This is a genomic window from Microbacterium sp. CFH 31415, from assembly GCF_022538185.1.
Lineage (GTDB): Bacteria > Actinomycetota > Actinomycetes > Actinomycetales > Microbacteriaceae > Microbacterium.
This window is the reverse complement of record NZ_JAKYXC010000003.1, coordinates 275,394-288,384: the sequence shown is the minus strand read 5'-3', so window position 1 is coordinate 288,384 and position 12,991 is coordinate 275,394. Positions and strand designations below refer to the sequence as shown.

Sequence of the window (12,991 nt, the reverse complement as noted above, 5' to 3'; positions counted from 1 at the left end):
GCGTGGTCGCACAAGCCGTCGAAGCCGTGTGGGTTTGGCAATTCTCCGTTGCCGCGTTCAAGGCCACCTATGGTCGCTTCGAGACATCGAGCGGCGACGACTCGTACACGAAGGACTACCTCCAGGTCAGCGGAGAGTGCGGACGCCTGCTCTCGACGCTCTTCCACGTTCCTGAGCGGCGCGGGGGCCGTACGGACATCACGCTTGTGTGGCCCGGCGGAGAGGGCCCTGGCTTCGTCTCGTATTCGTCCGACCGGTTCCACCTCGCGTGGCCCCGCGAGAATGAACCGCCGGTGTGGAAAGTCACGCCTGCGCCGACGGACCAGACGATCGCAACCATCCCTGGCGACCCCTCGCATGACAACCCGCACAGCGCCGACGCAGAGTGGGCGCAGCTCGAAGGGCGTGACTTGCAGCCCTTCCTCGTAGCGGTGAAGCTGCAGGGCGAGACCAACCGTCTCCATCTGCGCGCGTATGTGGGCAACCCACCCGCCGGCATGGAGTGGGCCGCGCTGAACCGGCTTCCTGAAGTTGTGCAGGAGGCCGCACGGTCCACGCATTCCAAGAAGTCGTGTGCCTCGCTCGAGGTGGCTGGTGGCGTGACCGCCGAGCCCGAGGTCGCGAAGCTCATCGACCTGCTTGACGACAATCCGAACATTCTGCTCGTCGGTCCGCCCGGCACCGGCAAGACCGTTCTCCTCGAGAAGCTCGTCCACTTCGTCGAGAACAGCGCGGGCGGACTCCACTTCGACTCAGGCCTGAATCATGACGCGCTCACCGAGGGCCCGGGAGGGGAGCCGGGAAAGACGCGCGTCGTCGTGCTGCACCCGGCCTACACCTACGAGAATCTAGTCGTCGGCCTCCTTCCCGAGCCGACGGACGGTGGCGGCGTCTCGGTGAAGCCGCACCCTGGCCCGCTCGTGAACCTCGCTCAGTACGCGAAGACCGCGGACACTCGAGCTCTGATCGTTCTTGACGAGTTCAACCGCGGCAACGCGGCTGCAGTGCTCGGCGACACAATTGCGCTGCTCGACAAGGACAAGCGTGAGCGGGCCTTCGTGAACCTACCGTTCGCCGACCTCGGCATTAAGGTTCCGCTGGAGTTCGCCCACGACGGCGACCGGGAAGTGCCGAGCAATTTCACGCTCCCTCGCAGCCTGTGGGTCGTTGCGGCCATGAACTCCTCCGACCGTTCCGTTGCGCCGCTCGACGCGGCCCTTCGCCGCCGGTTCTCCATCGTCGAGATGCCGCCGAACTACGACGTGCTCACCCAGCACCTCGGAGCCCCCGAAGACGTGGACTTTGCGGCTGCCTACGACGAATGGACTCCTGGCATCGTTGCCGCGCTGGCCGTCAAGCTCCTGCACGCACTGAATGAGCGCATCGACACAGTGCTCGGCCCGGACTTCCGGCTTGGGCAGTCCAACTTCTGGGCGGTGAACGGGGCCACCACAAATGAGGCTGTGGCGAGCCTGGCAGCTGCGTTCGACTTCCGGGTGGTCTCAACGCTGCGGCTCGCGATGCAGGACGATGATGGCGCCCTAGCGGCTGTGCTTCGTGCGGGCACCGCTGAGACGCCGGCCCCGCGAGCGGACGCCGTCGCGACATGGAAGGCCGGCGATCAGGAACTCGGCACCTACCGGTCTGCGCGCCTTCACGTCCACTCGCTCTCCGACCTCACACCCGAGCGTGCGGCCGCGGAGCTCCGGCACCAAGCGAAGTTGTAGTGTCCGAGCGGCTCACGTTCCGCGAGTTCGAGCCTGCTCGCCTCGATCGCGGCGAACGCAACGAGCTGCTCGCCGCCATGCCTGCACTCAACGAGCAGCTCGCGCCTCGACTGCGCCAGTACCGCGTCGATGGAGACAGCGTCACGCTGAGCAACCTGGTCGGCTCTTTCACACTGCCGGGCGGAGGCATCGCAGAAGTCGCGCCGAAGATTCGCACGGACGACTGGACGACGGCTGTCATCCACCTGCTCTCAAGCGAGACCCGCCTCGCGGTCGCGGGCTCGCAACGCTCCCGTTCCTCCCAGCGCCGCGACGACCTCTCCGCTGCGCTCGCGCTGGAGTACGCACGTCGCCTCGAGCGCGCGTTGCGTCGCGAGGGGCCTCTGCAGGTGTACGAGCGCAAGCACGACACTGCGCGCCGATGGAGCGGTCGTCTCGACGTCACGCGCTGGATGCGGACGGTCGCGCTGGATCCTGCGCGGTTCCCGATGAGCCGCGACGAGCTGAGTGTCTCGAACGACTTCACGCGCGGGCTCTCGGTAATCGCCGGGCTCCTGAGCCGCTCGGCCGCCGGTGGCGAGCTCGCCTCGCGGCTGCGGCGGTTGCAGGCGGACGTCGTGCCCGGTCAGCCCATCCCATCCTTTGTGAACCCGTCGGTCGCGCGGCGTCGCCTTCCCGCACAGTGGGCGGCCTACGCGCCGGCTTGGGACATCGCAGCCCCCCTCCTCAGGAACCGGTCCGTAGTCGGCGACCCTGGACACGCAACGGGACTTGAGGTTGCAGTCGAGCCGTGGCCTCTCCTTGAGACGCTGTTGGAGCGTGCGCTTCGAGTGGTCGCTGACCGTACGCCCGGCCTGTCGCTCGAACCGAAGAGGACGCACCCGCTACTGCTCGCCTCGAGCACTGGTGGCGTCGCCCAAGGGGTCGAGCCCGACGGCGTACTGCGGTGGTCGGACGGTCGCGTAGCTGCCGCCTTTGAGGCCAAGTACTCCGGCGGGGAGACTCCCAAGCGCGACCATGTGTTCCAAGCGCTCACCACTGCCGCCGCGCTCGATTCACCTCTCTCACTGCTGGTCTATCCCGGCAAGTTTGCCGAGTCGACATTCGACGTTGTCGGATTCCATGGGCGCCCGGTTCGGCTGGTCGCGCTCGGCATCGACATGTTCGCTTACCGCGTCGGCTCGGGGGACACCGAGCGAGCCGACGCACTCGAGCGAGCTATTGCCGGTGCGGTGCCAATCCGCGCCCGCGGCGATGCCGAGCTACCTCGGGTTGACGAAGGGCTCGAGCCGGAGATACGCCTTCTGCGTGAGCTGCGCGAGGCATTCCCGGATGAGCGTCTTGAGCACCGGGCTCGACCCGGGTGGTTGGCGCCACAACTTGTCGACATAGTGTTCAGCGCGCGAGACATTGCCGTCGAGTATCACGGGGAACGAGACTCGCAGCCGGTGGAGCTCTCGGGTGGATCTGCCTTGGTTGGGGGGCTACAGGAACGCGATGTCAGCGAGCAACCTGTCCGCAGAAAGAACGGCATCCGTCTCATCGAAGTTCGTCCAAACTATGTGCTCGCGGAAGTTGTAGACCAGGTGCGTGAGGCCTTGTCTGCGAGCACATCGGCACCCGGTTAGCAGCTTGTGGTGGCCCTAGCTCTGGAGAAGTCCATGGAGCATCGCTCCAGCGGCGATTCGCTCAACCGTTCGAGGTGGGTGGCGATCTCCGACGGACTCGCTCAATGAGGAAGCTTCGTTCTGCCATGCCCTGACGATGATAGAGCCTTGGCTTCGACCGACGACTTACTCGGATTCCTGGAAGGTCGCTCGACGGAACTCCGTATAGATACGTACGCGGGCGGCTCGGGAAACTGCTTGGAATTGGAACCCAACCAAGGTATGTCGAGACGACGCGCGTGAGCCAGCGATCTAGCCGCGGTTCAGCGGGTCGGTGCCGGAATCGCCTGCTCTCGCGTCCGCCAGTGTCGAGCATTCCGGTCCGCGCGGCCTGATTCCAGTTCCTTGCCTCGCGCAGGCGGCGGACGTTGCCGTCACGGCGGCGTCAGAGCTTCGGTCACTGCTGAGCAATCGGACGTGGCCAAGGATGCCGTCCCGACCAACAGCCTGGAATGGGAATACCCGCGAGAGCGCACGGGAGCTACGTACACCCGCGTCCCTGCACGTCTCCACGTTCACGCGTCGATAGGCTCGAAGCGCCGCTGGTGACCGAACGAGCCCAAGTCCAGGCTGATGCCCTCCATGGGTGAACCCAGCGAGCAACCGCATCCGATCAAACCGGGGGTCACGTGTTCGACGAGTCTGCACTGTTGCCGGTCAGCGCCATTCGGTCCGAAACTCGGCGTCGAGTGGCTCACTATGACCGCGTGAAGGTGTCGCCAGCCCTTCAGAAGCAGTATGAGGATGAGGGCTGGATCGTTGACAAGACACTTAAGACCAGCGTTTGGATGCGTCGAATCAAGCGCCACGATGTGCAGTTTGAAGATCTCGTCTGGGCGATGTGCGCGCGACTCGGCTTCGAGACGCTTAACCGCGATCGATCAATGAAAATTCCGTATGGCAAGGGCTCGAACGAAAGTAAGCAGATCGACATCCTCGCCGCCGACGACGAGGTCGTGCTCGTAATAGAGTGCAAGTCCTCCGGCGCAGAGTATCCTCCGACACAAGCGTTCAAGACCGAAACTGAAAGCATCAAGGGTTACCGAGCCGGCGTTATCGCCAGCATTCGCTCACATTTCCCCAAGCACAAGATCCGCTTCATTCTCGCAATCAATAACATTCATGCGAGCAAAGACACGCTTGACCGTGTCCAAAACGCTGACATCTCGATCCTTGATGAGGAAGCGGTCTCCTACTATCACGAGCTCGCTAACCACTTGGGCACGGCTGCCAAGTTCCAGCTCCTCGGAAATCTCTTTCATGGCCAGCAGATCGCCGCCATCGAGGCCGAAGTCCCTGCTATCAAAGGAAGGATGGGTGGATTCACCTACTACTCCTTTGCAATTGAACCAGCACGGCTGTTGAAGATCTCCTATGTGCTGCACCGAAACAGCGCCAACGTCCGCTGGATGCCCACCTACCAAAGGATCATCAAGCGTTCACGGTTGAAGAAAGTGTCGCAGTTTGTGGATTCGGGCGGGTTCTTCCCCAACTCACTCATCGTCAACATCGATAACGGCGGTAAGCCGCTCAAGTTTGATCGGTCCGGCAAACATGCTGGCTCGACGACGCTCGGAGTCCTGCATCTGCCCCGGAAGTACAGGTCGGCTTACATCATTGACGGGCAGCACCGCCTGTACGGTTTTGCGCACTCGGATCGCGCTGCGACTGAGTTGATCCCCGTGGTCGCATTTGTCGACCTGCCGTCCGAGAAGCAGCTCGAACTTTTCATGCAGATTAACGAGAATCAGCAAGCGGTCCCAAAGAATCTACAGAATACGTTGAACGCGGACCTCCTGTGGTCGAGTCCCGACAAGCGGAAGCAGGCGCACGCACTGAAGTTGAAAATTGCTCAGCTTCTCGGTGAGGTGAAGTCGTCTCCGTTGCGCGGGCGCATCATCATTGGGGAGGAGCAATCGGACACCACTCGATGTGTGAGCCTCGACGCCGTCCAGCGCGGAATTGATCGAGGTCGTTTCATCGGCGAATTTACCGCGAACGCGGTCAAGTCGTTCGGGTCTTTCTACAGGACGTCGAACGATGACACTTGCTCGCCACTGGTTGAATTCCTCGAGTTGTGTTTTGGTTACCTTCGCGATCAACTGCCCACGCAGTGGAACATCGGTCGCGGCGAAGGTGGCTTCGTGTTCACCAATGCGGGCGTGGAGGCTCTGATCCGAGTTATCGGCGACGTCGTTGATCACCTAGACGCAGCAGGCTTGATTGACCCCCGCGAGAATTCTCCCTCATCCACCTTTACGCAGACCCGGCCGATGCTGAAGACGCTTGCCGAGCACTTGGGGTCGCTGCCGCTAGATGAGGTCTCTGAATTTCGGGGTTGGCTCGGCGGTGGCGCACCTACGAAATACCTGCGGCGCTTTCAGTCGGCGATCGCAGACTCCCACGCCGAATTCCAACCCGACGGATTGGCTGAGTGGATTGCCGACCAGGAGAAGCAATTCAACGTTGAGTCGTTCACGATGGTGCACGCGATCGAGGCGCATTTGAACAGCGACATCCGACGGCGCCTGGAGGACCGTTTCGGTACGGAGTGGGTCAAGAATGGAGTACCGAAGAAGGTCTATCAAGACGCACAGGCCCAGGCGGCCGCGAAGCAATACGATGCTGCTCCGGGGACGACCATCGACTGGTGGGACTGCCTGTATCTGATCAACTACCGAGAAATTCTTCAGCACGGCAACATGGCACTGTGGAACGAGATTTACGATGCGGACTACACATTGCCCAGCGACGAGAAAAAGACGAGCTGGAAGGATAAGTCTGGTTGGCTAGTGCGGCTGAATGATATTCGGAACAAAGTCTCCCACAACGGCACGGTGACAGAGGACGAGTATGACTTTCTTCATGTTTTGAACTCGCACTTCGGGCTCTAGGAACTCTCGGTTCCTGTGCGCTGGATTGCGCATGGCGCGATACAGCATGCCGCGCCGTCGCAGCTTGGCGGGCACTGGCACACGCTCATATCGGCTGCTCGCCCGAGAGTTGGTCAGGCGTGTGTCGAGGAGCGATGGGTTTGGGCCAGTTCGATAGATCGCCCCCCACCGCTATCCAGGGCTCCGCAGGATCTCTTTGCACCGACAGCCCTCGGGACTGAACGTCCGCCTTTACTACGATTGCCCAGTCCTCGAGGCTGCATCCTCCGGCCGTGAGCTTCGCCACAAGTCGTGCTACCGCGCGGCGAGAGGGCGTCCCCTCAACGGAGACGTGCGCCATGTGCGTGTCGACCAGCACACTCACAGCCGAGGTGAGACTCGGCGGCCAGTGGTGACGATTACCAAGTTTGGTCACTATCGTGGCCCCTGCGCCGGCGTGACCATGGGATGTGATCTTGCCACGCATGATCGTTGTCGTCGCGGGCTTACCGACATCGTGAAAGAGTGATGCCAGTACGAGCGTTTCCGTTTGACTGGCTGGCAGCCCTCTCTCGGCTGCCATCCGAGCTGCCGCGTCAGCGGCCCCGAGAGAATGCACGAGTACGTCTCCCTCGGGGTGGCGGGTGGGATCTTGCGGAACCCCTCGAAGTGCTCTCAGCTCGGCTAGCTGTTCCACTACCCCCAAAGCCAGAAGTGGTCGCGAGGGGACTTGCGACCGCCTGCAAACGCTACGCAGAGTAGTCGCTAACTCTGCTTCGCCGGATGGATGCATGGGCCCATCCTCCCAGGCCCGCGGCGGCATGCTCGGCGCCGGCGGTCACACCTTCGTTCCAATCTGCTCCCGCCAGTGAAGCGCCGTCCTGCCACGGCAAGCTTTCGAGTTCCAAGCTCCCTCCCGCGGCCGAAAGCCGCTCGGACTACCCCTGCTTTCGATGGCGAGTTGGAGAGCAATGCACGCAGGCACCGTAGGTGGGCGCCACCGTTTAGAAGCACTCCCCTACATGCACCTACACACCGGAAAAATGCCTGGATAACGGCGAAAACGAGTCCTATTCTGGCGGCATGCGCGGAGGCCTCGAGCGGTGGAAGCGAGGTGTCGGATCCCGAGGGGTCGGACAGGCGATCGGCTATGCGCTCGAGGGCACCTGCGACGCCGCCCACGTGGACCACTCCCCCGGCGTTGACGCGCTCGAGGCGTACAGCGCCACATCCGATTCGACCGTCGCGCGGTTCGTCGTCGCGAACGGCGTCATCACCTCCGACGAGCTCACCGCCGGCGGCCTTCGTGTCTGGCTCACCGGACACAACCCCATCACCGGGGAGGAGCGCGGCCATCAGCGGCTGAGCCCTGACGCTGACCTGCTGCTCGACGGAACGCTCAACCATCCGAAGTCGTACAGCATCGCCGCGCTGCTGCATCCCGAGCTCGCCGCCGAGTTCGAAGCGCTCCAGGACCGGCTGCGTGACCGCATCCTGGTCACGTGGCAGACGGAGCTCAACGCGCGGCGCGGGCACGGAGGGCTCATCCGCGAGGAGATCACTCGCATCGAGGTCGTCGAGCTGCAGCATCGGCGCTCGCGCGCGCTCGACCCGCACATCCACCGTCATCTCTGGCTGAACATCAAGGTGCTCGGCGCGGATGGCCAGTGGTCGAACCTCGACTCGCGCGTCGCGATGAAACTGCACACCGTCGTCAACGCTGAGGGCGAGCTCGCCACCCGCACCGATCCCGCCTGGATCGCCGCGCTCGCCCGCCACGGATACACGCTCGACGACACCGGCGAGATCGCCGAACTGGCCGGCGCCGTCCGCCCCCTCTCTCGTCGGTCGGCACAGATCGAGACCAACCGCGTCCGCCTGATCGCGGAGTGGTCCGCGGCGCACGGAGGATCGGCGCCGAGCGTGGAGGTGCTGCAGCAGATCGACCGGCGCGCGTGGGCGGTGTCGCGTCCGAACAAGCCGGCCGATCTCGATGAGGCGTCTTGGGAGGTGCACGTCCGCGACGAGGTCGCTGCGATCGATCCAAGGCTGATCGCCACGCGCGCAGCAGTTCCCGTCGCTGCAACGGACTTGCATGCCGTCGATCTGGATCTGCTCGCTGCACAGGCCGTCGTCGACGCGGACGAACGGTCCACATCATGCGGCGGGAGGTTCAGCCGCTTCGACATCCGCGCGGGAGCAATACGCGCACTCTCGCGCACGGGCGTCGTTGCGGAGCGCGATCGGCTCGATGGCGTGATCGCGGAGGTCACGGAGCATGCCACGCGTTCCGTCTACCGGCTGATTGCGGATGACCCGCCCCCGCACGTCAAGGCGTTCATGGCGACCGAGACCGTGCGCGCCAAGGTGCGTCTCGCCGGCCGCTTGGACGTGCTCGCCCGACCTGGACGGCCCCTGCTGCCGGGCGAGTTGCTCCGGTTTGCTCCGAACGAGGATCTGTCGAAACTGGATGCGTCGCAAGGCGTGGCCGCGTGCGCCATCGCCGGCACGGACGGGCTCGTGACGGTGACCGGCCCCGCCGGTGCGGGCAAGACGACGATGCTCCGCGTTGCGTCCGCGGCGCTCACGGCGCAACGGCGACGGATGCTCGTCATTGCCCCCACGCGAAAAGCGGCATCGGTGGCGTCGCGCGAGGTCGGGGCCGCGGCATCCAGTGTCCATGCCTTGCTCTGGGACCATGGCTACCGATGGGGCACCGACGCGGCCGGCGCGCAGGTGTGGACCAGGCTTCGAGCGGGAGACGTCGATCCCAGCACGGGGGTCGCATACGGCGGACCGACCCAGTACGTGTTGTGTGCTCGCGATCGGATCGTCGTCGACGAAGCCGGCATGGTTGACCTGCAGACGGCGAACGTCCTCGTCGACCTCGCGATCGAGCATAGGGTCGGGCTAGCGTTCGTGGGTGACACGCATCAGGCGTTGCCGGTCGGGCATGCGGGCGCGATGGGCTCTGCGATCCGGCACGCGAACGCGGCGGTCGAGCTCGACACGGTGCATCGGTTCCGCGATCCCGATTACGCGGCGCTCACGCTGCGGCTCCGTGATGCGGGTGATCGCGAGCATGCGCTGGTGGTTGCGGGCGAGCTTGCCGAACACGGTCACGTCGACCGGGTCGATCATCACGACGCGGCGCGTGAGCGGATGATCGACGCGTACTTCGACTGGCACGCGCGCGGCAAGCGCGTGACGTTGGTATCCGGCACGAATGCTGAGGCGGATGCGATCAACGACGCTATCCAGCAACGGCGAGTCGACCAGGGCGAGCTCGACGTGCGCCTCGCCGCGTGGGGAATCGGGCAGCAGCGCATCCTCGTCGGCGACACCGTCCAGACCCGTCGCAACGACCGGCTCACGGGAGTCGAGAATCGTGCGCAGTGGATCGTGCGCGGTATCCGGGACGAGTACCTGTCGCTTGCCTCCGTGAGCGACAGCGGCGAGGTGGCGCGAGTGTCCATCGAGTACGCCCGCGAGCACCTGCAGCTCGCCTACGCGTCCACCGTGCACGGCGTGCAGGGCGACACCGCCGACGCGTCGGTGGTCGGTCCGGATGTGGATGCCGCGGGCCTCTATGTCGGCCTCACGCGCGGGAGGGCGCACAACGTGGCGATCGTCGTCGCGAGGACGGATGCCGCGGCGCGCGAGTGTCTCGCGGACTCGATGCAGCGCGGCACTCCGGAGTTGACGATGCAGGATGCTGTGCGCGCGGCTCAGGCGGAGGTGCGGCGCGCGGCGAGGAAGCCGGATTTCGCGGCGATGGCTACGGGGCCGGTGCTTGGGGCGCCGAGTGCGGGGCGCGGGATGGGGATGTAGAGGCGCTCGAATGGCGGGCGCCTAGCGCGAGAGCGTTCGGATGGGCCAGACGGTCACTCTCGTCGGGGCCCCAGCTTCGCTCGCAGAATCTCCTCGCCTGCTGCTATGAACGACCCGCTTTCGGCCACGTTTCCAGTCAGGGTCGCTAGCCTTGCGGCATGGCTGATAGCACGTCCTCCAGCGAGGTCTACTACTTCCTTCAGGTGTTCGACCGCGTCGCGGGCGATGATGTTGCACTTCGCCGGCGTATCGAGTCGCTGTCGCCCGACGAGCGCCGGGCCGTTGCGCATGAGGTGGTCGAGTTCGAACGGGACATGGAAAACGATGCGACCGGGCGCGCTCTCGTTAAGGAGGCCATTCGCCGAGCGCTTCCGCACAAGTAGGGTCGCTGTTCGCCGGATCGTCTACTCCAGGATGCTCCGTCAACCGAAGGCGTCGCTAGCGAAGGTGACGTCTGCGAAGACTACAGCGAGTCGGAAGCTCCCACCCGTACGGCGAGCGCACTCAATTCGGCGAGTCGTTGACGGACAAGTTCCAGCCTGTCTTCGACCGCTCGCTCGTCCCAAACGTGTGAACTGACGGGCGCAACCTGCGACTCCAGCGAATTGTCTTGGATCAGGCCCGGCTGCACCTTCTCGACCGGGCGAAGCGCCGCCTTCGTGTCCAGAACCATGCCCAATGTGAGTAGGGCACCAGGCTGGTCCGCAATTCGTACCGCAGAGTCAACGAGGCTTATCGCGTCGAGTTCCTCCCCATTCGAGGCTTCCCGTCGGAGGTCCGCGCCGGTAATTATCCCCAAGGGGCGATCGCTCGCGAAAAGGCAAAGCAGGCCGCGGTGGAGGGCGCCGTACTGGCGTCTGTTCACGGCGAACATGGTCTCGGCGTCGAGCAGGGTCTCGCCGGAGAACACCGGCTCACCCGCAAGGAGGCGGGCATAGTCCTCCACGGAACGCGTGTTTGAAGCGACGTCGTATCGTGCTCGAAACACGGAAGTCCAGAACCAACTCTTCACCGCCGGAGCGTTTACTGCCAGCGAACCGTTCATGGCGAGGCAGCCGAGAATCGTGAGTTGAGAGCGGTAAGGCAACCAATCGGATTGGACCACGCTTAGGTGCTGCATTGCGAAATTAATTGCATCGTTGAGCGCACTGACCGCGCGCCCCCAATAGTCCCGCACCGCAGCACCCGTCAGCGCGAGGACATCCTGCTGGCGGACGCTATCACGGACGTGCAATGCAATAACCCCGAGGACCGGCAACCCGTCGCCACGCAGGAAGCTCTTCACGAGCGGGAACTCGATCTCCGCTGCTTCCCATTCATCCCGGAGGTTAAATCCTTCCTTATAGGACTTCGCGACCATTAGGTCGAACGTTCCAAGCGGCTGGCCAAGCCGATTCACCCGCTCGAAGATGCGCGCGATCGCCTCGGGGTGAACCGTGTCGTCGATAACAACTGCTGGCACCTCGTATCGGTCAAGCCCCGAGAGCATACTGATGTACAGGTTCGTCAGACGCTCCCGCTCAGCAGCAGAACCGTCCGGAAGCGCACGATCGCGCCAGGCGAAGAAGTCAGCGGCGCTTCGTAGGGCTGTGACGGGAACCCGGCCGGCGTTATACTGGGCGGCTTCATCGCTGTAGCGCTTGACCCATCGAGCGGCAGGAACAGCCTCTAGAGCGTCCTCTAGCTCCTCGATCGTTTGACCGGGTCTAAGGTCCTCAAATTTCACTGCGTAGCGGAAGTCGCCGCGTCCGAAGAGCGCCTGGTAAAGAGACGTCAGCCGCTGCTGGCCATCCAGCACGACGATTTGAAACTCATCGCTCGCAGGCGGTGCTCCTTCGATCGATCGGACCCGAAAGAATACGTCGGTAGTGCCCGGCAGGAGCAGGAGGCTGCCAACTGGCCATCCCGTCAAACAGGTGGCGAGCAGCTGTCGAACCGCGGTTGTGTCCCACTTGAAGTTTCTCTGGAACTCCGGAAGCACCACCTGGCCGGCATCGATCGCAGCTAGCAGGCGGTATAGGTCGTAGTTTCGACCGTGGGTCTTCTCAATGCCCATTGCTCAGATTCTTTCGGTGTTTCGGCCCTTGGAGCGATCGTCCGAGAACAGGGGTGCCGAGTACGTTGGCCGGAGGGCTTCAAGCGAATCAGTCAACCAAGACTCGGTTCCTGTGTGTCGCCCGTCCGTCTTGAAGATGAAGACTCGTCCACCAACGTGGTCACTTGCTTGGGCAATCGGGTCGACGACCAGCGCGATCCGCGGCGGTGTGCGGAGGAACGCGTGACGCGGGTACTCCGCCCCGCGCCGGAGGGTGAGGGAGCAATCGCTTGGCCACCGCGCCCTAGTTGCTTTCCACTCACTCTCAATTTGGGCAGCGAGATCTCTCACAGCGCCTCGGTAGCGCACTTCGTCGTACCCCACACGAGAGGCGAGCGTGGCGACTACGACTGACGGTGCTGAGGCGGCGTTGGCTTCCATCGGAGGGCTTACCAGATCGCTCCCGACTGAGCCCGGTTCGAGCTCCGGTGCGCGCTCATCCGGTCCGTCGGGCACAGGAGCCACCGGTGCTGAGTCTGGTAGTTCGGGCAGGATGATTTCGATCTTCTCAAGACGATCCTTGGATGCCTCGAGGATTCTCGGCCAGATCAGCATTCGAAACTGTTCTGGATTGAGCACGAAGCACGTCAGTTCCCGATCCCCTCGCACTAGATACGACCAGTCGACATCCGCCGCTGAGCGAACATCGTCCAGACCTGACTCGACCAGTCGACGCTCAAGGCCGATCAGGTCGACCAGATCATCCGACACCGACTTCTGTAGGACCAGATCCGAAACAAGATTCACTATGCCGATGGTGGGGATCACCGTCCCGAGCGTCGCAAGAATCTGTGACGC

Annotated in this window: 8 protein-coding genes; 5 read left to right on the top strand and 3 right to left on the bottom strand. The window is 63.7% G+C overall.

What is annotated here, in order from left to right; genetic code table 11:
- Nucleotides 1–2 precede the first annotated feature (2 nt).
- The 3 genes from MK786_RS05410 (at nt 3) to MK786_RS05400 (ending at nt 6,288) form a co-directional block, all read left to right on the top strand.
- Nucleotides 3–1,727, top strand: a complete 1,725-nt coding sequence (locus MK786_RS05410) for an AAA family ATPase (protein WP_241111210.1) — start codon at nt 3–5, stop codon at nt 1,725–1,727.
- Complete coding sequence (locus MK786_RS05405) at nt 1,727–3,355, top strand: McrC family protein (protein ID WP_241111209.1); 1,629 nt, start codon at nt 1,727–1,729, stop codon at nt 3,353–3,355. Before MK786_RS05410 ends, MK786_RS05405 begins: the two co-directional genes overlap by 1 nt.
- A 746-nt stretch (nt 3,356–4,101) precedes the next feature.
- Nucleotides 4,102–6,288, top strand: coding sequence for a DGQHR domain-containing protein (locus tag MK786_RS05400; RefSeq protein WP_241111208.1), 2,187 nt, complete (start codon nt 4,102–4,104; stop codon nt 6,286–6,288).
- 85 nt (nt 6,289–6,373) lie between these two features.
- Here the strand turns inward: MK786_RS05400 and MK786_RS16520 are convergent, their stop codons facing one another.
- Complete coding sequence (locus MK786_RS16520) at nt 6,374–7,060, bottom strand: HD domain-containing protein (protein WP_374200428.1); 687 nt, start codon at nt 7,058–7,060, stop codon at nt 6,374–6,376.
- 290 nt (nt 7,061–7,350) lie between these two features.
- Here MK786_RS16520 and MK786_RS05395 point away from each other — a divergent pair, with 290 nt between their 5' ends.
- Nucleotides 7,351–10,098, top strand: coding sequence for an AAA family ATPase (locus tag MK786_RS05395; protein ID WP_241111207.1), 2,748 nt, complete (start codon nt 7,351–7,353; stop codon nt 10,096–10,098).
- Between the two features lie 158 nt (nt 10,099–10,256).
- Nucleotides 10,257–10,481, top strand: coding sequence for a hypothetical protein (locus MK786_RS05390; protein WP_241111206.1), 225 nt, complete (start codon nt 10,257–10,259; stop codon nt 10,479–10,481).
- Between the two features lie 80 nt (nt 10,482–10,561).
- Here the strand turns inward: MK786_RS05390 and MK786_RS05385 are convergent, their stop codons facing one another.
- Both MK786_RS05385 and MK786_RS05380 read right to left on the bottom strand, forming a co-directional pair.
- A complete protein-coding gene (locus tag MK786_RS05385; protein ID WP_241111205.1) occupies nt 10,562–12,154 on the bottom strand; it encodes a DUF262 domain-containing protein in 1,593 nt (530 codons plus the stop codon).
- Between the two features lie 3 nt (nt 12,155–12,157).
- Nucleotides 12,158–12,961, bottom strand: a complete 804-nt coding sequence (locus MK786_RS05380) for a hypothetical protein (protein ID WP_241111204.1) — start codon at nt 12,959–12,961, stop codon at nt 12,158–12,160.
- Between the last annotated feature and the right edge of the window lie 30 nt (nt 12,962–12,991).

Coding starts and splice junctions, on each gene's coding strand:
- MK786_RS16520 (WP_374200428.1), bottom strand. CDS start 7,060: ATGCATCCATCCGGCGAAGCAGAGTTAGCGACTACTCTGCGTAGCGTT.
- MK786_RS05395 (WP_241111207.1), top strand. CDS start 7,351: ATGCGCGGAGGCCTCGAGCGGTGGAAGCGAGGTGTCGGATCCCGAGGG.
- MK786_RS05390 (WP_241111206.1), top strand. CDS start 10,257: ATGGCTGATAGCACGTCCTCCAGCGAGGTCTACTACTTCCTTCAGGTG.
- MK786_RS05385 (WP_241111205.1), bottom strand. CDS start 12,154: ATGGGCATTGAGAAGACCCACGGTCGAAACTACGACCTATACCGCCTG.